18 protein-coding genes and 1 pseudogene are annotated in these 22,519 nt (G+C 58.3%); 6 read left to right on the top strand and 13 right to left on the bottom strand.

Annotation, left to right across the window (positions count from 1 at the left end; translation table 11 throughout):
- Positions 1–17: 17 nt before the first annotated feature.
- Both ACSIPU_RS01050 and ACSIPU_RS01045 read left to right on the top strand, forming a co-directional pair.
- Entirely contained in the window at positions 18–1,400 is a 1,383-nt protein-coding gene (locus ACSIPU_RS01050) for a glycoside-pentoside-hexuronide (GPH):cation symporter (protein ID WP_004112819.1), read from the top strand.
- 44 nt (positions 1,401–1,444) lie between these two features.
- Positions 1,445–3,049, top strand: a complete 1,605-nt coding sequence (locus tag ACSIPU_RS01045; protein WP_049129385.1) for a carbohydrate porin — start codon at positions 1,445–1,447, stop codon at positions 3,047–3,049.
- 242 nt (positions 3,050–3,291) lie between these two features.
- Here ACSIPU_RS01045 and pptA read toward each other — a convergent pair whose 3' ends face one another.
- The 3 genes from pptA to ACSIPU_RS01030 form a co-directional block, all read right to left on the bottom strand.
- A complete protein-coding gene (pptA, locus tag ACSIPU_RS01040; RefSeq protein ID WP_196557600.1) occupies positions 3,292–3,519 on the bottom strand; it encodes a tautomerase PptA in 228 nt (75 codons plus the stop codon).
- A gap of 69 nt (positions 3,520–3,588) precedes the next feature.
- Positions 3,589–4,206 carry a glutathione S-transferase family protein gene (locus ACSIPU_RS01035; RefSeq protein ID WP_023320904.1) on the bottom strand — a complete coding sequence of 206 codons (618 nt, stop codon included), beginning with the start codon at positions 4,204–4,206 and terminating at the stop codon, positions 3,589–3,591.
- Between the two features lie 125 nt (positions 4,207–4,331).
- Positions 4,332–5,336, bottom strand: a complete 1,005-nt coding sequence (locus ACSIPU_RS01030) for a LacI family DNA-binding transcriptional regulator (RefSeq protein ID WP_017145942.1) — start codon at positions 5,334–5,336, stop codon at positions 4,332–4,334.
- 304 nt (positions 5,337–5,640) lie between these two features.
- Here ACSIPU_RS01030 and ACSIPU_RS01025 point away from each other — a divergent pair, with 304 nt between their 5' ends.
- Positions 5,641–6,837 (top strand): L-talarate/galactarate dehydratase, encoded by a 1,197-nt coding sequence (locus ACSIPU_RS01025; protein WP_017145943.1) that lies wholly within the window; start codon positions 5,641–5,643, stop codon positions 6,835–6,837.
- A 217-nt stretch (positions 6,838–7,054) separates the two neighbouring features.
- Positions 7,055–8,365 carry an MFS transporter gene (locus ACSIPU_RS01020; protein ID WP_017145944.1) on the top strand — a complete coding sequence of 437 codons (1,311 nt, stop codon included), beginning with the start codon at positions 7,055–7,057 and terminating at the stop codon, positions 8,363–8,365.
- Between the two features lie 65 nt (positions 8,366–8,430).
- On the opposite strand, the gene ACSIPU_RS01015 is transcribed toward ACSIPU_RS01020, so the two are convergent.
- From ACSIPU_RS01015 to ACSIPU_RS00980, 8 genes and pseudogenes are all read right to left on the bottom strand, one after another.
- Positions 8,431–9,324, bottom strand: a complete 894-nt coding sequence (locus ACSIPU_RS01015; RefSeq protein ID WP_016807837.1) for a transporter substrate-binding domain-containing protein — start codon at positions 9,322–9,324, stop codon at positions 8,431–8,433.
- Positions 9,321–10,100, bottom strand: coding sequence for an amino acid ABC transporter ATP-binding protein (locus tag ACSIPU_RS01010; protein WP_016807838.1), 780 nt, complete (start codon positions 10,098–10,100; stop codon positions 9,321–9,323). Before ACSIPU_RS01010 ends, ACSIPU_RS01015 begins: the two co-directional genes overlap by 4 nt.
- Positions 10,084–11,013, bottom strand: coding sequence for an amino acid ABC transporter permease (locus tag ACSIPU_RS01005; RefSeq protein ID WP_004101870.1), 930 nt, complete (start codon positions 11,011–11,013; stop codon positions 10,084–10,086). The genes ACSIPU_RS01010 and ACSIPU_RS01005 overlap by 17 nt, the downstream gene beginning before the upstream one ends.
- Before the next feature lie 9 nt (positions 11,014–11,022).
- A complete protein-coding gene (locus tag ACSIPU_RS01000) occupies positions 11,023–11,532 on the bottom strand; it encodes a GNAT family N-acetyltransferase (protein ID WP_016807839.1) in 510 nt (169 codons plus the stop codon).
- 11 nt (positions 11,533–11,543) lie between these two features.
- Positions 11,544–13,817, bottom strand: a pseudogene (locus ACSIPU_RS00995) (NtaA/DmoA family FMN-dependent monooxygenase).
- A gap of 30 nt (positions 13,818–13,847) precedes the next feature.
- Positions 13,848–14,969: an amidohydrolase gene (locus tag ACSIPU_RS00990; protein WP_435321500.1), complete on the bottom strand. Its 1,122-nt coding sequence runs from the start codon at positions 14,967–14,969 to the stop codon at positions 13,848–13,850.
- Positions 14,966–15,967 (bottom strand): LLM class flavin-dependent oxidoreductase, encoded by a 1,002-nt coding sequence (locus ACSIPU_RS00985; protein WP_115239521.1) that lies wholly within the window; start codon positions 15,965–15,967, stop codon positions 14,966–14,968. Before ACSIPU_RS00985 ends, ACSIPU_RS00990 begins: the two co-directional genes overlap by 4 nt.
- A 325-nt stretch (positions 15,968–16,292) precedes the next feature.
- Positions 16,293–16,832 carry an AAA family ATPase gene (locus tag ACSIPU_RS00980; RefSeq protein ID WP_026055869.1) on the bottom strand — a complete coding sequence of 180 codons (540 nt, stop codon included), beginning with the start codon at positions 16,830–16,832 and terminating at the stop codon, positions 16,293–16,295.
- 268 nt (positions 16,833–17,100) lie between these two features.
- On the opposite strand from ACSIPU_RS00980, the gene ansP reads away from it, so the two are divergent.
- The gene (gene ansP / locus ACSIPU_RS00975; protein ID WP_016807843.1) at positions 17,101–18,558 is read left to right on the top strand and encodes an L-asparagine permease; all 1,458 of its coding nucleotides are present in this window, start codon (positions 17,101–17,103) and stop codon (positions 18,556–18,558) included.
- A gap of 49 nt (positions 18,559–18,607) precedes the next feature.
- Here ansP and ACSIPU_RS00970 read toward each other — a convergent pair whose 3' ends face one another.
- Both ACSIPU_RS00970 and ACSIPU_RS00965 read right to left on the bottom strand, forming a co-directional pair.
- Positions 18,608–18,829 (bottom strand): YgdI/YgdR family lipoprotein, encoded by a 222-nt coding sequence (locus ACSIPU_RS00970; protein WP_004101857.1) that lies wholly within the window; start codon positions 18,827–18,829, stop codon positions 18,608–18,610.
- Positions 18,830–19,053: 224 nt separating this feature from the next.
- Positions 19,054–20,115: a 7-bladed beta-propeller protein YncE gene (locus ACSIPU_RS00965; protein WP_049095243.1), complete on the bottom strand. Its 1,062-nt coding sequence runs from the start codon at positions 20,113–20,115 to the stop codon at positions 19,054–19,056.
- 263 nt (positions 20,116–20,378) lie between these two features.
- Between ACSIPU_RS00965 and pqqU the strand changes: the two genes are divergently transcribed.
- Positions 20,379–22,493: a TonB-dependent receptor PqqU gene (gene pqqU, locus ACSIPU_RS00960; protein ID WP_049101311.1), complete on the top strand. Its 2,115-nt coding sequence runs from the start codon at positions 20,379–20,381 to the stop codon at positions 22,491–22,493.
- Positions 22,494–22,519 lie beyond the last annotated feature (26 nt).

The raw sequence follows: 22,519 nt of genomic DNA, 5'->3' as shown, positions 1-22,519 counted from the left end.
TAAGCGAGTTTACTTTTATGGCAGAAACAACCTTTACCCTTTGGCGGCAGCGCCTTGGCTATGGCATCGCCGACCTCTCCTGCAACCTTGTGTGGCAGATGATCTCTCTTTATCTGATGTTCTTTTACACCGACGTGATGGGCCTGCCCGCTTATTACGTAGGCCTGATGTTCCTCGTGACGCGCCTGGTGGACGGCGTTGCCGACGTGCTAATGGGGCTGGTTATCGACAATACCGCCACCCGCTGGGGGCGCTGCCGTCCGTATCTGCTGATTGGCGCGATCCCCTTCGGACTGCTGTGTATTCTGGCCTTTTACGTGCCTGATTTTGGCACCACCGGTAAGCTGATCTACGCTTTTGTCACCTATCTGTGCCTGTCGTTTCTCTATACCCTCGTTAATATTCCATTCTGCGCCATGCTGCCGTTTCTGACGAACGACTCGCGGGAGCGCACGACGCTGTCAGCGGTGCGTATTCTGCTCGGCTCGCTCGGCGCGACTATTGTCGCGGTCGCCACTCTGCCGCTGGTTGGCGCGCTGGGGAAAGGCAATCAGGAGCACGGCTTCTTCTATACGGCGGTGGTTTTCGGCGTTATTGCCACCTTTTTTCTGCTGGTGAGCTTCCGGAACGTTAAGGAAAATATCAGCATTACTCAGGAGCGCATGACCTTAAAACGCGCCTGGGTCAGCCTGCGCGCCAACCGTCCATGGTTCGTCTTCGCCATCAATATTTTCCTGATGTGGGGCGCGTTTTTCTTCCAGACCGGGGCGCTGGTCTACTTCTTCCATTATTACGTCGGTAATAACGATCTCACGGCGATCGTCGCCGGGATCTCCACCTTCGTTCCTCTGCTGGGTACCCTCACCGTTCCGCTGCTCGCCAGCCGGATGAAAAAACGCCACGTCTATCTGGTCGCCAGCGCGATCAACCTGGTCGGCATGGGCATGATGATGGCGGCAGGCGTTAACAGCTGGGGTCTGGTTGCCGGAGCGGTCGTACTCTCGCTTGGCGCCGGACAGCGCACGGCAATTTACTTCTCTATGCAAGCCGATCCGGTGGATTACGGAGTATGGAAAACCGGCATCAATACCGCCGGCATTTTAACCTCCATCAACGGCTTTCTTGGCAAGGTGGCGATGGCGGGCGCGGGAGCCATTACCGGGGCCCTGCTCTCATCCGGCGGTTATATCGCTAACCAGACGCAAAGCGACGGCGCGATGCTGGCGATAAAAGCCTGCTACCTCTATATCCCGGCGCTGCTGATTGTGGCTTCAATGCTGTGGATTGGTCGCTTCTACCGACTCGACGACCAGTACGAGCAGATCCGCGCCGACCTTGACGCTGGACGCCGTGCGCCGTCGAACCCATCGTCCGTTGCTGGAGAAAACCACGCCCTGTAAGGCGCAGCACCCCCTTCATACCTCTGAAAAAAATAAGGATTGATATGCGTATCTCTTTGATTAGCGCAGCGGTTTGCTGCGCCCTTTTTTCGGCTTACGGCGCGAGTGCGGCCCCGCTCACGGTCGAACAACGGCTAGCGCAGCTGGAGGCCCGGCTTAATCATGCGGAGCAGGAGGCCGGAGAGGCCAAACGTCGGGCGCAGCAGGCGGAGCTGCGCACCAGCGCCGCGGAACAACGCGCGGCGGCAGCGGAAAAGCAGGTGCAGACCCTCAGTCAGCGCACCGCAGCGACCGAGCAAAAGCAGCAGGCTGCTGACAAACAGCTGGCGAAAAGCAGCCTCAGCGATGGCTTCGAGTTCAACGCCTACGCGCGCTCCGGGATGCTGGTTGACAGCCACGGCAAAGGCGCGCGCGGCGGGCCGGGTGTCTCCCCGGCCAGTTCGCTCAACGGCGATGCCCACGTTGGCCGTCTCGGCAACGAGAAAGATAACTACGTGGAGCTCAGCTTCGGCAAAAAAATGACCTTCAGCGACGGGTCATGGGCGCACTTTAAAACCATGCTTGCCGACGGGGCAACCAACCCGGATCCATGGGTACAGGATAACGACAGCCACCACCTGAACGTGCGTCAGCTGTACGTCGAGATGGGCAATTTCGCCGATTTTTCCGGGCCGTTCAGGAGCGCTTCCATCTGGGCGGGCAAGCGTTTCGACCGCGATAATTTCGATATCCACTTTACCGATAGCGATATTATGTTCCTCGGCGGTACCGGCGGCGGGATCAATGACGTGAAGTGGGGTAATACGCTGCGCGGCGATTACTCGGTCTATGCGCGTAACTTCGGCGATCTGGGTAGCGATAACTACCAGGATAACGATATACAGAACCTGATGTTCACCGCCAACCACTTCTGGAACAACTGGCAGCTGATGACCACGGCGATGACCGCCCAGGGCAATGATGACCTGAAAGATAATACCTCGACCACCGGCAGTTACGCTCTGCGCAGCGATAATACGGCGAAAAACGGCTACTACGCGATGCTGGCGTATCACGACAAACAGCAATTCTATGGCCTCGCGCCGGGCGTATCGGAGAGCGCCCTGCAGTACGGCGGCGGGCTGGGCGCCGAGGCGCGCCAGCCCGGCAGCGATGGCGATCTTACCGAGAATGCTAAGTCCCTGCGATTTGCGTCCTACGGCATTTTGCCGTTGGGGAAAAACTGGCAGCTTGCACCATCGGTTATCGCCCAGCATAGCGAAGATCGCTACCGCGATGGCGACCGCTACGATTGGGCAACCTTTAACCTACGGGTTTCCCAGGGCATCACCCGCAACTTCGCCCTGCTATACGAGGCGTCCTGGCAATATATGGACCTGAATCCCAACGGCCGAACCTATCGCTACGACAGCGGCGTGCATCAATACCAGGCGGTGAGCGGCGATTTTTACAAGCTGACCTTCGCCCCGACGTTCAAAGTGGGCGATGTGTTTGATATCAAAGCGAGGCCGGAGATACGTTTCTTTGTCACGTGGATGAATTGGGATAAAGACCTGGATCGTTATGCGATCAACGATGATTTCGGCAGTAAAGGCTTTACCGCCGGAGGAAACTGGAACTTTGGCGTGCAGACGGAGATTTGGTTTTAATACATCAGCCCTGGCACCTCTTCCCGGGGGCGGCGCACAGCGCCTGCCCGGGCTACCGGACCGCAGACCGCTGAGAACGCGTAGCCCGGACAGATGCGCAGCATCGCCTCCGGGATATTCTGCCACTCCGCACCCTCTCCCGGGGGCGGCGCACAGCGCCTGCCCGGGCTACCGGATAGCAGACCACTGAGAACGCGTAGCCCGGACAGATGCGCAGCATCGCCTCCGGGAAAGAAAGCGGGTTACATGCTATAACCCGGTTTTTTAATCAGCTGTTCCATCTGCGGGGCGATTTCGCTGTCCCACACCTGTTGCCAGTCGCTCTCTTCAATTTCATTCAGGGCCACGCTCACCGAGCGTTCTTTGCTGTTGAGATGGCGAATCACCACCTCGGTAATATCGGCGGCCAGCGCCGCTTTTTGTTCATCATTCAGGTCGCGGGGAAAACATTTAATATCAATATGCGGCATAGCAGGCTCCTTTATTGTCAGGATGATAAAGCTAGCATAACCCGCATCATCTGGATCGCTTTTTGTGCTTTAAATCAGCTCGTTGCGGCGAAGAACGGCTTCGAGTTTGGGATGGCGATACACCGCATCCGCCACGGCGACGAATTTTGGCGTTTGCGCCGCAAACCACTCCCGTCGCGGGCCCCAGGCACACATTGCCGCAATATAGCAGTCCAGCAGAGTTATTTCCGCCCCCAGCGCATACGGCGCGGCGGCAAGCTGCTCCTCCAGCCACTGATAAAGCGATTTGCGATAGCTGATGCAGCTTTCCCGCAGCTGCTCTGGCGCATCGGCGGCCCAGCGCTCCGGGTAATCCGCAAAGGTAAAGGTGGGATAAACGTTCGCCACCAGCCAGATGAGCAGACGCTGAAAGGCATGCCGCTGCGGCGATCCCGGCGCCGGAGCCAGATCCGGTCGCACGTCGAGGATCATCAGAGCAATCGCCGCGGATTCGGTCATCACGCTGCCATCTTCAAGCGTGAGGGTCGGCACCTGACACAGCGGGTTAATCAGCTTGAGACGGTCGCGCTGCGGGCCCGGTTGGTCAAAGCCCTCAACGTTGACAAAATGGTACGGGATATCGGCCAGCGTCAGCATCAGTTCGCTTATCGTTGAGCCCCAGCCGGGTACGCCATAGACGGTGATCATATTCTGCGCCCTCAAGAAATTTGCCGCCCGTGAACAGAGCGGCGACGGGTTTAGCAACCTTGCAGTATAGGTTTGATTGAGCAATGTCGCTATGGAGTCTCCCTCGCCCAGGCTAAACCACAACGCTACGCCGACTCACGCGCCACCAGGTGAAAGCCAATATCAATAATCGCGTCCCCTTCTTCTCCGCCTTCTATGCGGTCGGCAAGCAGCGTAGCCGCCTGCTCGCCAATGGCGTGACGGTCGACGCTGACGGTGGTGATCGCCGGACGATTGCTGGCGGCGAAATCCAGATCGCCAAAGCCGATCACCGCCAGATTCTGCGGCACGCGCAGCCCCCGGCTTTCCGCTTCCATAATCGCTCCCTGGGCAAGGGTGTCGGAACTGCAGACGATAACGTCAAACTCGCCACCGGCGAGCAGTTCGCCCAGCCCGCGTCGCCCCAGCGCCAGCGATGCCGGAAGCGGCACCTCGACCTGCGGGGCAACGTTAATTCCACTTTTGGCCAGCCGGGCCAGGAGCCCCTGCTTTCGCAACGTCGCGCGCGCATCGCCTGCCCATAGCAGTCCCGGACGACGGTAGCCTTTTTCCAGCAAATATTCGCCAATGGTTTCACCGACTTTTTCATGCGAAAAACCAACCAGCATATCCAGCGGCGTCGGGGTGAGATCCCAGATTTCCACCACCGGCGTGGCGGCGTTGAGGATCGTCCTCTTTAACGCCGGAGCGTGCTGAATACCGGTCAACACCACGCCATCCGGACGCCGGGAGAGTAAGGTTGCTACCAGCTCGGCTTCGGTCTGACGGCTATAGCCCGCCACGCACAGCAGCATATGATAGCCGCGCGCCGCCAGGGTATCGCTCAGCGCCTGGATGGTATCGACAAACATATTGTTATTGATTTGCGGCACCACCACCGCCACCAGTTTGCTGCGCCTGGAGGCCAGGCCGCCGGCCAGCGCATTGGGGATATAACCCGTGGCCTGCACCGCCTGCATCACTTTCTCTACCGTTTTTGGCCTTACCAGCTGCGGCGTATTCAGCGCCCGACTGACCGTCATCGACGACAACCCGGCGCTGCGGGCCACATCATCCAGCGTCGGCGCGCGCGTCGGTTTTCTGCTTTTCACGGCTAAGCCCCTGTGTTGAGTCGTTTCCTGTGGCCATTATTGATGATGGTCCAGGCAATTGCCAGCGCCCGTCCGTATATCCCCAATAGAATCAACGACCTGCCGAATTAAATGTTATCGCTATCATTATGATTTGTGAATTTTCACAAACCTTTTTGGAACGTGACCTGCGCTGCATAATTTTACCCTTTATAACCGCTAATTGTGATCGTTTGTACAAATTAAAATCACTGTCGTAGCACCAGGATAATTTCAGGATTAAAAATGTTAGCGCAAACATTTTACCACTAAAAAGGAACTGACTATGACCTCGAGCGCAAATTCCGACTCCGTGACCTACGCCAAAGCTTCCGGCGTCAAAACCGCCGCTGAAACCGGCGACCGCATTGAACATGTCAAACTGTCGCTGGCCTTTCTGCCGCTGGCCACCCCCGTTAGCGATGCAAAGGTTCTGACCGGTCGGCAAAAACCGCTGACCGAAGTGGCGATCATCATCGCGGAAATCCGCTCCCGGGACGGCTTTGAAGGCGTTGGCTTCAGCTATTCCAAACGCGCGGGCGGCCAGGGCATTTACGCCCATGCAAGGGAGATTGCCGATAATCTGCTCGGCGAAGACCCGAATGATATCGACAAGATCTACACCAAACTGCTGTGGGCCGGGGCTTCCGTAGGTCGTAGCGGCATGGCGGTGCAGGCAATCTCCCCTATCGATATTGCGCTGTGGGATATGAAAGCCAAACGCGCCGGGCTACCGCTGGCGAAACTGCTCGGTTCGCATCGCGATTCCGTGCAGTGTTACAACACCTCCGGCGGCTTCCTGCATACCCCGCTGGAGCAGGTGTTGAAAAACGTGGCTATCTCACGCGAGAACGGGATTGGCGGGATAAAACTGAAAGTCGGTCAGCCGAATACCGCTGAGGATATTCGCCGTCTGACGGCAGTACGCGAAGTCCTGGGCGATGACTTCCCGCTGATGGTGGACGCCAACCAGCAGTGGGACCGTGAAACCGCTATCCGCATGGGGCGCAAAATGGAGCAGTTCAATCTGATCTGGATTGAAGAGCCCCTTGACGCCTACGATGTGGAAGGCCACGCACAGCTCGCCGCCGCGCTGGATACGCCGATTGCCACCGGCGAGATGTTGACCAGCTTCCGCGAACATGAGCAGCTGATCCTCGGCAACGCCAGCGACTTCGTGCAGCCCGATGCGCCGCGCGTCGGCGGCATCTCCCCGTTCCTGAAGATTATGGATCTGGCGGCGAAGCACGGTCGCAAGCTGGCCCCACACTTTGCGATGGAGGTACACCTGCATCTCGCCGCCGCCTACCCGCTCGAGCCCTGGCTGGAGCACTTCGAGTGGCTGAACCCGCTGTTTAACGAACAGCTGGAACTGCGCGACGGGCGGATGTGGGTTTCCGAACGCCACGGTCTGGGCTTCACCCTGAGCGAACAGGCCCGCCGCTGGACCCAGCAAAGCTGCGAGTTTGGCAAACGCCCTTAACCGAATTCCCCGCATGGCGGCATAAGGGCTACAGGCCGCGTAGCCCGGCAAGGCGCATCAAGCGCCGCCCCCGGGAGAATACCGCATTCTCCCGGGGGCGATGCTGCGCATCTGTCCGGGTTACCGGTCCGCGGACGACTGAAAACCCGTAGGCCTGCCGGGGAAATACCTCTTATTGGCTGTACCCACAATAAACAACCCTGCAAAGGAGTTGAAGATGACTACACCCTTAAAACGCAGCAACGTGCGTTACGGCATATTACTGTTTTTATTTCTGGCTACCGTATTTAATTATGCCGACCGGGCAACGCTGTCCGTTGTCGCGCCTATTATGAGCAAAGAGTTAGGTTTTGATCCCGAGGCGATGGGGCTGGCTTTTTCAGTTTTTGGCATCTCCTACGTCATTATGCAAATACCCGGCGGCTGGCTGCTGGATAAATATGGTTCGCGGCTGGTCTACGGCTGCGCGCTGATTGGCTGGTCGGTCGTCACCATGTTCCAGGGTACGATCTATCTGTTCGCCAGCCCGCTGATTGTACTGGTTATTCTGCGCCTGATGATGGGCGCGATAGAAGCCCCCGCCTTTCCCGCCAACAGTCGTCTGAGCGTACAGTGGTTTCCCAATAAAGAGCGCGGGTTTGTCACTTCGGTCTATCAGGCCGCGCAGTATATTTCCCTGGGGATTATTACGCCGCTAATGACGATTATTCTGCATAATTTAAGCTGGCACTACGTATTCTATTATATTGGCGCTATCGGCGTGGTGCTGGGGATATTCTGGCTGGTAAAAGTAAGAGATCCCTCTCATCATCCAAAAATTAACCAACAGGAGCTCGACTATATTCGCGAAGGCGGCGGCGAGCCGGAATTAGGCACGAAAAAAACGCAGCATAAATTAACCCTCGCGCAAATCAAAAGCGTCTGCGTCAATCGTATGATGATCGGGGTATATATTGGCCAGTTCTGCGTGACGTCAATCACCTGGTTCTTCCTGACCTGGTTTCCGACCTATCTTTACCAGGCCAAAGGCATGTCGATTCTCAAGGTCGGCTTTGTCGCCAGCATCCCGGCCATTGCCGGATTTATCGGCGGCCTGCTGGGCGGCGTGTTCTCGGACTGGCTGCTGAAACGCGGCTATAGCCTGACGACCGCCCGCAAGTTGCCGGTGATCTGCGGCATGCTGCTCTCCTGCGTCATTGTGGTCGCCAACTACACTACTTCGGAAGTGGTGGTGATCGCCGCCATGAGCCTGGCTTTCTTTGCTAAAGGGTTCGGTAACCTCGGCTGGTGCGTGCTGAGCGACACATCACCCAAGGAGATGCTGGGAATTGCCGGTGGGGTGTTCAATATGTGCGGCAACCTGGCGAGTATTATCACGCCGCTGGTTATCGGCGTGATCCTCGCTAATACTCACTCCTTCGATTACGCCATCCTGTACGTCGGTTCCATGGGCGTACTGGGCCTGTTCTCCTACCTGTTTATCGTCGGGCCGCTGGATCGCTTAACGCTGACCCCGCGCGCCGCCTGATTTAAAACTCTGGCGAGCATTCGCCTCCGCTGTTTCGCATCACACTCCTGCGAAACAGCGGTTTTTTAGTAGGTAATCCCCGGCGGATTCACCTCCGATTGCCTCACCTCTTCGCCCTGCTCGCCCCAGCGGGCCAGCACTTTCTGATACTCTCCGCGCGCTATCGCGCCATCCAGCGCGGCCTGAAGCGCATAGACCAGTCCGTTACCCTTCCTGGTGGTGGTGGCGACATAAGCCTTTTTTGGCCCCAGCCCGACGACTTTGGTTTTACCGCTGAGCGCCGCTTTGTAAGCGGCTACCGACTGCGGCCCAAAAAACACGTCCGCGCGACCGGACTGAATATAGAGATTGCCCGAAGCGTCATCGGTCAGGTAGACCGGTAGCGCAGGTTGTCGCCCGGCGGCTTCGTTTTCGGCGTTCCAGCCGAGCAAAATTCGCTCCTGGTTGGTCCCGGACCCGACAATCACTTTTTTACCAGCGAGATCCGCCGGGCCGCTCACGCTGGCGATGTCGCTGGTCGATTTTACGGAAAAGGCCAGCGAATCGACGCGATAGGTGGCAAAATCAAACTTCGCTTTCCGCTGCTCGGTTACCGCAATATTCACCAGCGCCACATCGTAGCGCCCGGAAGTAATCCCCAACGGCCAGTCCTCCCAGGCTGTGGGCACCAGCTTTAGCTTCAGCCCGAGGCTGCCGGCCAGCAGTCGGGCGATATCCGGGTCGCTGCCGATACGCGTGCGGTTATCGCTGGCCAGCAGCGCCAGCGGCGGCGAGTTGAGCGCTGAAATCGCCACCGTTAAAGTACCCGGTTCGACGAAGACGTAATCCGCCGGGATCTTCGCCACCGCCTGCTCATCGCGGGTTACCGGCAGCGGCTGCTCGTTGGCGCGCAGGTCGATAGCCGCCTGCGATGCCGCAGATAAAGAGAGTAACGCCAGGGTCAAAAATCCGTTTCTCATGCCGCTAATACCCTCGATAAAAACTGCTGCGTACGCGGGTGCTGCGGATGGTTCAGCACATCGTCGCTGCTGCCCTGCTCGACTATCTTGCCGTCGACCATAAACACCACCCGATCCGCCACCTCTTTCGCAAAGCCAATTTCGTGGGTGACCACGACCAGCGTGGTGCCGGAGCGCGCCAGCTTTTTAATCACATCCAGCACTTCCCCCACCAGCTCCGGGTCAAGCGCGGAGGTGGGTTCATCAAACAGCATCACTCGCGGGTTAAGCGCCAGCGCCCGGGCAATGGCGATGCGCTGCTGCTGACCGCCGGACAGGTGCCGCGACCAGGCGTCGGCTTTATTGCGTAGTCCAACTACGTCCAGCAGTTCGTACGCCCGCGCGATAGCCTCCTTACGGGTCGCCTGTTTATGGGCGATGGGGGCTTCAATCAGGTTTTCCAGCACCGTCAGGTGCGGGAACAGGTTGAAGTTCTGAAACACGTAGCCAACGTTGATCCGCTGGCGAAGGATCTCCTTCTCTTTCAGTTCGTAGAGCTTGTCGCCTTTACGGCGATAACCGATATAGTCGCCATCGATCTGAATAAAGCCTTCATCAACGCGCTCCAGATGATTGATCGCCCGCAGCAGCGTCGATTTTCCCGAACCGGACGGCCCGAGGATCACCGTCACCGTACCGGGTGCTATTTCCAGCGATACATCGTCCAGCGCTTTATGGCGGCCAAAGTATTTGCTGACGCCGGTAATGGAGATATGACCGTTACGAGAGTTGAGCATGGGCGGACTCCTGCGGTTGGGGACGATGAACGGTTTCAACAACGCGACGGCTGCTGCGGGCGCTATTAACCGCCGAGCGGCGCTCGCTGCGGGCCAGGCCGCGCTCGACCAGATACTGAATCAGCGACAGCACGCTGGTGATCGCCAGGTACCAGGCGGCGCCGACCATCAGCAGGGGGATCACTTCCTGGGTGCGGTTATAGATCATCTGGATGGTGTAAAACAGCTCCGGCATCGCCAGCACGTAAACCATCGCTGTCCCCTTGGCGAGGCTGATAATTTCGTTAAAACCCGCCGGTAAAATGGTGCGCAGCGCCTGCGGCAGGATAATGCGCAGCGTGCGGCGGCTGGCCGGAAGCCCCAGCGCCGCCGCCGCTTCATACTGCCCGTGATCAACCCCGAGGAAACCGCCGCGAATAATTTCGGCGGTGTAGGCGCTTTGTACCAGGGTCAGCCCGACAACGGCGGTAGAAAACTGCCCCAGCACGCTAATGGTCTCAAAACTGGCCCAGCGAATAGCGGTGAACGGAATGCCGATCGACAGGGTGTCGTAGAGATAAGAGAAGTTGTAGAGAATAATCAGCACCACGATCAGCGGCAGCGAGCGAAACAACCAGATATAGCCCCAGGCAAGGCTGCTCAGCAGCCATGAACTGGAGAGTCGCGCCAGCGCCAGCAGTCCGCCGAAGATAACGCTGAGCGCCGTCGCCAGCAGGGTCAACAGCAGCGTCTGCCCGAGGCCTTCGAGGATCACCGGGTCAAAGAACCAGCGGGCAAAGACGCCCCACTCCCAGCGCGGGTTAAAGGCAACTGATTGAATCACCACCGCCAGCACCAGCAGCGCCAGCACCGCGCCCACTGCCCGCAGCGGATAGCGCGCGGGGACAACCTTAATCGTTTCCTGAGTATGCATATTGGCTCCTTAAGCGCTCTGGCTCAGCGCGCTGACCGCCAGCGCTTTCGTAAAGCGCAGCCGACCATCGAACGGCGGCAAACTGTACTCTTCCGGATCGCGGTTGAGGTCAAACTGCGCCTCGTAGCCCTGGCTCAGATAGAGCCGCACCGCTTCCGGCTGACGAAAACCGGTCGTCAAAAAGATATGGCTGTAGCCCGCCAGCAGCGCCCGACGTTCCAGCTCCTGCACCACTTTCGCCGCCAGCCCCTGCTGGCGCAGACGACGATGGGTCCAGATCCGTTTGATTTCTGCCGTATGGGCATCTTTCGGTTTATACGCGCCGGTAGCGATAATTTCCCCCTCCCGCTCCAGCACGATAAATAGCCCCTGCGGCGCCAGATACCATTCAGTCAGCTCGACTTCGGCATCGCGGGAAAAGTAGTCGCCGTAGCGCGCGGCGTACTCGCCGAACAGGCCCTCAATAATCGGCTGCAGCTCCGGCGCTTCCGGAGAGACATCGCGGAATAGATCGCTCATCATGCCTCCTGTTAATCGCCGAGTCCGGCCGGGTTAATTTCCGATTGCGGGATGCTCTCCACGCCTTCGCCCCAGCGACTCAGCACCTTCGCGTAATCGCCGCTGCGGATAGCGCCGTTCAGCGCCGTCTGTACCGGTTCAACCAGACCGCTGCCTTTTTTCACCGTCACGGCGATATGCGCCGCCTTCGGCCAGCCGCCGTCAACGCTGCCCACCAGCCTGGTTTTGCCGGTCAGCGCCGCTTTCCACGCGCCGATTACGTTCGGGCCGAAGAAGGCGTCGGCTCGCCCGGACTGCAGCGCCAGGGTCTGGGCGGCGTCGTCTTTGGTGTAGACCGGCGTAAACGGCTTCAGCCCCTTCTTGAGATTCTCGGCGTTCCACGCCAACAAAATCGCTTCCTGGTTGGTGCCGGAGCCGACGATAATCCGCAGCCCGGCAATATCTTCGGCTTTTTCAATTTTGCTCAGCGGACTGGTGCTCTTGACGTAAAAACCCAGCGAATCTTTGCGGTAGGTGGCGAAATCAAACTTCTCTTTGCGCTCTTTGGTCACGGTGATATTGCTGACCGCCGCATCATATTTGCCGGAGGCGACGCCGAGCGGCCAGTCTTCCCACGAGGTGGGCACCACGTTCAGCTCCAGCCCGAGGCTGTCGGCCACCAGGCGGGCGATATCCACCTCGCTGCCGAGCAGGGTTTTGTTATCATCAGAAAACACGGTCAGCGGCGGCGAATTCAGCGCGGCGACCGCGACGGTCAGCTTACCCGGCACCGCCAGGTGGAGACCCTTCGGCAGTTGGGCGATAGCCTGAGGGTTTTTTGCCGTGTGAATCGGCGTTTTGTTAGCTTCGAGGCTCACGCCGGTGCCGTTGATCGTGACGTTCTGCGCCCAGGATGACGCGCTCACGGCCAGCGCCAGCGCCAGTAATAGCGATTTTTTCTGCGTTTTCTGCATAGCGGGTGTTCTCTATTATTGTTTTTGGAATTGATTGACGGGCTCTGCCAGCCCTAAACTTTCGCGCAGCGTGGTGCCGGGATATTCTTCACGGAATAATCCACGCTGCTGCAGGATCGGTACCACCTGGTCCACAAAGCGCGGGAAGGTATCCGGCGTACCGCCCTGGATAATAAAACCGTCCGCCGCGCGCTGTTCAAACCACTGCTGTAGCCCATCTGCCACCTCTGCGGCGGTTCCGGCAAAACGCGGTCGCGGGCTGGCTGCCTCCAGCGCGACCTGGCGCAGGGTCAGGCCGCGTTCGCGGGCGTTGCGTTTAATCTCATCGGTGGTGCTGCGAAAGCTGTTCTGCCCGAGGTCGCCGATATCCGGGAACGCCTCATCCAACGGATATTGGGCGAAATCGTGATGCTCAAAATAGCGGCCAAGATAATTCAGCGCGTCCTCAATCGATACCAGCGCGGCGGTGGTCTGGTATTGCTGTTCCACATCGTCGGCGCTATCGCCAACGATCACGCTGACGCCCTGGAATATGTGTAGTTCGCTCTCCCGGCAGCCGTACGCGTCGAGCTGGCTTTTGACGTCGCGATAAAAGGCCTGCGCTTCCGCCAGCGAGTCCTGATGGGTAAAAATAGCGTCGGCATGGCTGGCGGCTAATTTTTTACCGTCTTCGGAAGCGCCCGCCTGAAAGATAATGGGTCGGCCCTGCGGCGTGCGGGCAATATTTAGCGGGCCGGCCACTTTGAAGAAATCACCGTGATGATTAAGCGTATGCAGCTTATTTTTATCAAAGAACTGGCCGCTCTCTTTATTACGAATAAACGCGTCCTGTTCCCATGAATCCCACAGGCCTTTAACGACCTGAAGATATTCATCGGCGATGCGGTAGCGCAGCGCATGATCGGGATGCTGCGCCCGGGAGAAGTTTTTCGCTGAGCCTTCGAGCGGCGATGTCACCACGTTCCAGCCAGCGCGTCCTCCGCTCAGATGATCGAGGCTGGCGAACTGGCGAGCGGTGGTAAAGGGCTCGCTGTAGGAGGTCGACAAGGTGCCGACGAGGCCTAAACGCGAGGTTACCGCTGCAAGGGTGGATAATACGGTGAGTGGTTCAAAACGGTTTAAAAAATGCGGGATCGATTTTTCATTAATATATAAGCCATCGGCAACAAAAATAAAATCGAGCTTGCCCTCTTCCGCTTTTAACGCCGTCTGCTTCACGAACTCAAAGTTAATACTGGCGTCGGCCAGCGCGGCCGGATGGCGCCAGGCCGACATATTTCCCGATGCGCCATGTAAGATAGTGCCAATGCGCAGCTGTCGTTGTTCAGACATCGTTAATCCTTAGTCTATGACCCTGAATAATTAAAGTTCTTTCAGCGCCTGCTCTGCCAGATCGGCAAAGTAGTGCGCCGCCGGCGCGATTAAGCGCTCATCCGGGTTAAACGCCGGATGGTGAAGACCAAACTCGCTGGCGCTGCCGATGCTGACGAACGCGCCGGGAATATGCTGAAGATAAACGGCGAAATCCTCTCCGCCGAGATGGAGATCCGCATGGTGCGTGCGGTAGCCGGATCGATCGGCCATGTGGCTGGCGAAAGCCGCCCAGCGCTCATCATTGACCAGCGCGGTCGGCCCGGCGTACCAGAAGACATCGATCTGCGCGCCGAAGGCGCTGGCGAAGCCGGCGGCAATCTCGCTCACCCGCGCCTTCACCCGCTGCTGGACTTCGCTGCTATGGGTGCGCAGCGTACCTTCCAGCTCGACGCTTTCCGGCAGGACATTCCACGTATTGCCACCCTGAATCCGCGTGACGCTCAGCACCACGGAATCGAGGGTGTTCACTTCGCGGCTGGCGACGCTTTGCAGCAGGGTCACCAGCTGGCTGGCCAGCAGAATGGCATCCTTCCCTTCATGAGGCCGGGCGGCGTGAGCGCCTTTGCCGGTCACCTTAAACACAAAGCGATCGACGTTGGCATAAAACGCGCCACCTCGGGTGGCGAATTCCCCCACCGGCAGCCCCGGTTCATTATGCATACCGAAAATGGCGGAAACGCCCTCCAGCACGCCGGCGCGAATCAGGGTTTTCGCGCCGCCGAAGCTCTCCTCCGCCGGCTGGAACAGAATGCGGACGCGTCCCGCCAGCTGCGCTTCGCGTTGTTTCAGCAGTAAGGCCGCGCCAAGGATCACGCTGGTATGAATATCATGCCCGCAGGCGTGCATCACGCCGGCATTCAGCGAGCGAAACGGCACGCTGGCCGCCTCTTCGATAGGCAGCGCATCAATATCGGCACGCAGGGCAATCACCTTATTGCCGCTCCCAACCTCGGCAACCGCGCCGGTTTTCAGATCATATGGCAACAGGCTGATGCCGCCGCTTTGTAGCCAGTCGCGAATACGCGCGGTGGTGTCGACCTCCTGCAGCGAAAGTTCCGGATACTGATGCAGCTCGCGCCGCCAGCGAATTAACTGTTCAGCAAGGCTCATGGCTGGACCTCCGCGCTCAGATGCGCCCGGGCCAACAGACGCAGGGAGTTAAGGCGCGCCGCGCCGTCGCTAATAGGCGTGTCGATGATAAATTCGTCGATGTTCCACGCCGACTGCAAGGCATCCAGCTGCGCTTTCACCTGCTCGGGGGTGCCGGACAGCACGGCCGATTCCCGCCGGGCGATACGCGTCGGCCTGCTGCCCGCCTGACGGGCAAAGGCGGCCGCCTGCGCTTCGCTGCCGACGGTCACCCGCTGACCGTTTTCCAGCTCAACGCCCCATGCTTCGACGGATTTTGCCAGCGCCGCGGCCGCTGCGGCCTCTTCGGCCACAATAACCTGAACGGCGATAATGGCGTCGCGACGGCTCAGTTCGCGCCAGCGGGTTAACACCTCCCGCAGCAGTTGCTTATCGCCGTTGAGATGGGCGGCGAAGACGAAGTTCCAGTCCAGCTGCGCCGCCAGCTGCGCGCTCTCCAGGCTGGCGCCGAGCAGAAAACCGTCGGCGCGACGCGGCGGGATTGGGGTTGCCCGGACGCTCTCTTCACCATCGGTTTCGGTCAGCGACAGCCAGTTGTCGAGCTGCGCCAGCTGGTCGGCAAAACTCCCCTTTTGCTGGAGATTAAGTCCCTGCTGCAACGCGCGAGTGGAGAGCGGCAGTCCGCCGGGGGCTTTGCCCACGCCCAGATCCACGCGGCCCGGGGCAAGAGAAGCCAGCATATTGAAGTTCTCCGCCACCTTATATGGGCTGTAGTGCTGCAGCATAACGCCGCCGGAGCCAACGCGAATGCTGCGGGTCTGGCCGAGGATCCAGGCAATCGCCAGTTCCGGCGACGGGCTGGCGAGCTGGTCGGTGTTGTGGTGTTCGGCGATCCAGAAACGGTGATATCCCCAGGCTTCCGCCTGTTGCGCGAGCGTTAATGTGCGCGCCAGCGCCTGGGCGGCCGTTTCTCCGGCCGCCAGCGGGCTTTTATCCAGGATACTGATTCGATAAGACATTTCGCAGGCTCATGTGAATTAACATGTCTGCATTATTAGAATCGCCCGCGGCTGGAGAGAAACAATTTATTTACATGTGCTCTGCCGAAAATTAGATATGCGGTGAGGTAAATGTCCCCGGAGGCGATGCTGCGCATCTGTCCGGGCTAAGCATCCTCAGCAGTCTGCGGCCCGGTAGCCCGGGCAAGGGCTTTGCGCCGCCCCCCGGAAAAAGAGCGCAGAGTGGCAGAATTTCCCGGAGGCGATGCTGCGCATCTGTCCGGGCTACGCGTCCTGAGCAATCTGCGGGCCTGTAGCCCGGCTAAGCGCAGCGCGAGCCGGGGGATTATCGGCTATTCTGCCGAAGCTCGCGCACCAGCGCCTCGGTCTGCTGCTGGTTGCGTAAGCGCACAAAGCGAATATGTCGATACTGCGGATCCTGCATATCAGCCAGATAGCGGCGGCGATTATTGCGCCAGGTTTTTAGCGTCCAGAGAATAATGGAGTCCCGGCTAAAGAAGGAGCGGCGGAAGGTTTCACAGTTACCGGTGTCAGGCCACAGTTCCTGGCGTCGGCTGGCACGCGATGCCGCGCGCCAGATAGCCTGGCGCATCGTGCGCCAGAAGCTGTAATCCACCCACACCACCAGATCCACGTCGCGCCATTTTACCGGACGACTGCGGTTATAGTTGCCGTCAAGCACCCAGCCTGGCGCGGCGAGCGCGGCGGCCAGCTTAGCGTAGAACTCATCGTCCGGCGTCCCTTGCCACTCGGGCAGCCAGTAGAGCACATCCATTTCGATATAAGGCAGAGACAGTTCCTGAGCCAGCCGACGCGCGAGGGTAGATTTGCCGACGCCGCTGGTCCCTACTACGTTGATTTTCATCGTGGCCTCTCGGGCAAAACACGGGCGGAAAAGCATAGCGCAATATCGTTAAAACGCTGAGCAAAATTTCCAGGGCGCCGGGGAAGGACTTAAACCTGCCGATCTCATTGATATTTAAGCAAGTGCTGTCGACAAATCTTTTACGTGCGTCCATTTTCCGATACGTGTAGGATTCTCCGCCATGCTCGCTTATCTCATTCATCAGAATGATGGGAGAGCCAGCAGCACGAACCACTTCATGGACATTGACAGGAAAATAGCGACATCAATGAATACAAAACACTCTAGCGTGGCGGAGCAGCACGCTGCCAAACGCCACTGGCTAAACTCGCAGGAGTCCGGCTACCACAAGGCGATGGGCAACCGTCAGGTGCAGATGATTGCCATCGGCGGCGCGATTGGTACCGGCCTGTTCCTCGGCGCGGGCGCGCGCCTGCAGATGGCGGGACCGGCGCTGGCGCTGGTTTATCTGGTCTGCGGCCTCTTCTCGTTCTTTATTTTACGCGCGCTTGGCGAGCTGGTGCTTCATCGCCCTTCCAGCGGCAGCTTCGTCTCCTACGCCCGCGAGTTCCTCGGCGAAAAAGCGGCTTACGTTGCGGGCTGGATGTACTTCATCAACTGGGCGATGACCGGGATTGTCGATATCACCGCCGTCGCGCTGTATATGCACTACTGGGGCGCGTTCGGCGACGTTCCGCAGTGGGTGTTTGCCCTCGGCGCGCTGGCGATCGTCGGCACCATGAATATGATCGGCGTGAAATGGTTCGCCGAGATGGAGTTCTGGTTCGCGCTGGTCAAGGTACTGGCAATCGTGGCGTTTCTGGTGGTCGGGACTATTTTTCTTGGCACCGGCAAGCCGCTGGATGGCAATGCCACTGGTTTCCATCTGATCACCGATAACGGCGGTCTGTTCCCGCACGGCCTGCTCCCGGCGCTGGTGCTGGTTCAGGGCGTGGTTTTCGCCTTCGCTTCTATTGAACTGGTAGGTACCGCCGCCGGCGAGTGTAAAGATCCGCAGACCATGGTGCCGCGCGCCATCAACAGCGTCATCTGGCGTATTGGTCTGTTCTACGTTGGCTCGGTGCTGCTGCTGGTGCTGCTGCTGCCGTGGAATGCCTATCAGGCCGGGCAGAGCCCGTTCGTCACCTTCTTCTCGAAGCTGGGCGTGCCGTATATCGGCAGCGTGATGAATATTGTGGTATTAACCGCCGCGCTCTCCAGCCTCAACTCCGGACTGTACTGCACCGGGCGTATTCTGCGCTCCATGTCGATGGGCGGTTCGGCGCCTAAATTTATGTCGAAAATGAGCCGCCATCACGTGCCCTATGCCGGTATTCTGGCGACGCTGGGCGTCTATGTCGTTGGGGTATTCCTCAACTACCTGGTGCCTTCGCAGGTGTTTGAGATAGTCCTCAACGTCGCTTCGCTGGGCATCATCGCCTCGTGGGGATTTATTGTGGTGTGCCAGATGCGCCTGCGCAAGGCGATCAAAGAAGGCAAGGCCGCAGACGTCAGCTTCAAGATGCCGGGAGCGCCTTTTACTTCCTGGCTGACCCTGCTATTCCTGCTGAGCGTGCTGGTATTAATGGCTTTCGATTACCCGAATGGGACTTATACCATCGGTTCGATTCCGCTGATTGCCGTTTTGCTGGTCGCCGGCTGGTTTGGCGTACGCAAGCGCGTGCATGATATTCACAGCACTGCGCCGGATATTGAAAAACCGTAACTCGTCCCTTTTGCGGTTTGCCCGGTGGGGCAAACCGCAACTGCAGAACTTAATTATCTTCCACCAGCTGAGCAACATCGCTGCTGTTAATCTGACGCTTATTGCCCGACTCATCGGTATAGCTGGTCATGCCGGTATCTTTATCCAGCTTCGGTTTGCCCTGCGTCACAATGGTTTGCCCGCTTTTCGTCGTCATCACGTAGTTTGAGCTACAGCCTGCCAGCAAAGCCAGCATTGCGCCGGCGCAAACGACCATCAATGTTCTTTTCATCATATCTCCAGGATTAATGCCACCGTCCCGCTTGCGCAGGAAAGCGGTAAGTTTATAGCCATTACATTTGTCAGGCTAATAAGCGTTTGTAACAGAGGGTGATATCGGTGAAGACGCTATTTTCTGTAAGGCACGAACCAGGCGGGGATTATGCCGACCGGGTAAGACGCAAACCGCCGCCCGGCAGAACGACTTTCAGGAGGGGCTTCCCCCTCCCGTGAAGATCACAGCGCGATGCGGATAACGTCATCCGGCTGGGTCGCCTCTTTCTGACGCGTCGATTCCTGCTTCACGCTTACGTACAGCGTTTTGCCATCGGCGGAAAGCATCAGGCTGTTCGGGTGGGTCGGGGTTTTGAAAGTTTTGACCACCTTGTAGCTCTTACCATCGATCACGCTCACTTCCCCGGCTTTGCGGTGCGTCACGTAGGCTTCATTGCGCGTCGGGTTGAACAGAACGGCCAGGGACTCCGGCGCGGCGATTTTCTCCAGCACTTTGCCATCGCGAATATCGACCACCAGCACTTCCGGCTGTTTACTGTCGGTGATAAAGGCGCGATGACCGGCGGTATCAAGGCTGAGATTCAGATAGAAGTGCTCTTTGCCATCATCCTGCAACTTCTTGCGCGAGAGGATCTTATTGCTGCTACTGTCGATAGTCACCAGCTCGCCGTCGGCGTTGGTGGTATAGATGCGGTTCGCTTCTGCGTCCACCGCCAGGCCGGTCGCCATTGCGCCGGTATTAGCGATAGTGTCTTTCAGCGTCAGCTTGTCGCCATCCACAACCCAAATCACGCTCTCTTTACCCAGGCCTGTGATGTAGACGGTATTGGTTTTCTCATTGACCGCCAGCTCGCGCGGCGCCAGCGGGCGCACGGTCTCGCTGCGCTGACGAGCGTCGAGCACCAGACGTCCTTTTACCTTACCGGTTTTAGCATCAATGGCAGTGACGGTGCTGTCGGTAGTGTTGCCAAACCACAGGGTCTGGGTGGCGTTATTGATCGTCGCGCCGAAGGGTTTCAGGTCGTTATGAATGATCTGGGTCACTTCGAGGGTCGTCGGATCGAGACGATAAACGATGCCGCCTTTATCCAGCGAACGGCTTTGCGATGTGGCCACCCACAGCGCGTTCTCCTGCTGGCTATAGGCCATTTCGTATGCGCCCTTGCCGACGGCTTTGCGCAGCATTTCTTCCGCCGCATGGGCGCTAAAGCTCCCCGCCAGCAGTAATGAAGTTAACAACAGTGAACGGCGCAGACGCGGCGCGGACAGATGACGTAATGACATGACGACTCCCTTTGATAAAACAAATATATGCCTGCTCGACAGTGCTTCCGGGGCGCAAAATCATCGCTTTGCGCTATTCTTTGGAATGCGAATAGTAATCATTATTTATCGCAATGTGGAGCGTTAATTACCAGTTGTGTCCTGAGCATCACGCAATTCTTGCTATTTGTTAACTCAAATCCTGTTAAGTCTTTTCAAAAAATTTACAAAAGAGCTAACATATATACATATGTTCCGTTTGGTTCGTTTTGTGAGTAACGTTGATGAAAATCCTTTCCGTGCGCGCCGTCGCGCTCCCCGCTCTGCTTTTACCGCTGGTATCCGCTGCGCCAACCGCTATCGCCGCTGAACAGACCATGGTAGTTACCGCCGCGCCGTCGGCAGTCTCTGAACTCGATACCCCCGCCGCCGTCAGCGTGGTTAACGGCGATGAGATGCGCCAGGCTGCGCCGCGGGTTAACCTCTCCGAGTCGCTGGGCGCGGTACCGGGACTACAGGTGCAAAACCGCCAGAACTACGCGCAGGATCTGCAGCTTTCAATTCGCGGCTTTGGCTCTCGCTCCACCTACGGGGTGCGCGGGCTGCGCATTTACGTCGATGGCATTCCGGCCACCATGCCCGACGGCCAGGGGCAAACCTCGAATATTGATATTGGCAGCCTCGATTCGCTTGAAGTGCTGCGCGGACCGTTTTCCGCCCTGTACGGTAACTCCTCCGGCGGGGTGATCAACGCTACCAGCCAGACCGGCGCCCAGCCACCAACTCTCGAAGCCAGCAGCTATTATGGCAGCTTTGGTACCTGGCATTACGGCATGAAAGCAACCGGCGCGGTCGGCGACGGCACCCATGCGGGCGATGTCGACTATGTGGTCTCCACCAACCGCTTCACCACCCATGGCTCCCGCGACCATAGCGGCGCGCGTAAGAATCTCGCCAACGCGAAGCTCGGCGTGCGCATCAATGACGTCAGTAAGCTGACCCTGCTGTTTAACAGCGTGGATATTAAAGCTAATGACGCGGGCGGCCTGAGCTATGACGAATGGCAAAACAATCCGCGCCAGTCGCCGAGAGGCGATGAGTACAATACCCGTAAAACCATCAAACAGACCCAGGCCGGTTTACGCTACGAGCGACAGCTGAGCGAGCAGGACGATCTGAGCGTGATGATGTATGCCGGCGAGCGTGAGACCACGCAATATCAGTCGATCCCGCGTGCGCCGCAGCTCAAACAACCCACCCATGCGGGCGGCGTGATCGACCTGACGCGTCACTATCAGGGCATTGATACCCGCTGGACCCACCGTGGCGAGCTTCTGGTGCCGGTCACCTTTACCACCGGTCTCGACTACGAGACCATGAGCGAACGTCGCAAGGGTTACGAAAACTTTGTCATGAACAACGGCGCGCCGCAGTACGGGGAGAAAGGCGACCTGCGCCGCAACGAGCGCAACCTGATGTGGAACCTTGACCCTTATCTGCAAACCCAGTGGCAGCTCACCGAGAAGCTCTCTCTGGACGCCGGCGTGCGCTATAGCTCAGTCTGGTTCGATTCCAACGATTATTACATTACGCCGGGCAACGGCGATGACAGCGGCGAAGCCAGCTATCATAAATGGCTGCCGGCAGGCTCGCTGAAATATGCGGTAACCGACGCCTGGAATGTCTACGTCTCCGCCGGTCGCGGTTTCGAAACGCCGACGATCAATGAGCTTTCCTATCGCTCCGGCGACCAGGGCGGGCTGAATTTTGGCCTGCAGCCGTCGACCAACGAAACGGTTGAAATTGGCAGTAAGGCGCGAATCGGCAATGGCCTGTTAACTGCCGCGCTGTTCCAGACCGACACCGACAATGAGATTGTTGTCGATGCCAGCAGCGGGGGCCGTACCAGCTACAAAAACGCCGGGAAAACCCGTCGCCAGGGGATGGAACTGGGGCTGGATCAGCAGTTTGGCGAGAGCTGGCGTTTAAAAGCGGCCTGGACCTGGCTGGATGCGACCTATCGTACCAACGTCTGCGACGATGCCAGCTGTAAAGGCAATCGTATTCCGGGGATCGCCCGTAACATGGGCTACGCCTCCTTCGGCTACCAGCCCGAAAAAGGCTGGTACGCGGGCAGCGATATTCGCTATCTGAGCGATATTATGGCTAACGATGAGAACACCGCCAAAGCGCCGTCCTGGACAGTCGTCGGCCTGACGACCGGCTATAAATGGAGCTACGGCAAGATGGATATGGATCTGTTTGGCCGCGTCGATAACCTGTTTGACCGCCGCTACGCCGGTTCGGTTATCGTTAACGAATCCAATGGACGCTACTACGAACCGGCGCCGGGCCGCAACTACGGCATCGGGCTCAATCTGGCATGGCGATTTGAGTAACCCTTAACCGCTGAACCTCAAGGGGA

It is taken from the genome of Klebsiella sp. HN106, from assembly GCF_051209435.1.
GTDB lineage: Bacteria > Pseudomonadota > Gammaproteobacteria > Enterobacterales > Enterobacteriaceae > Klebsiella > Klebsiella oxytoca.
This window is presented reverse-complemented; position numbering and strand designations above follow the sequence as displayed.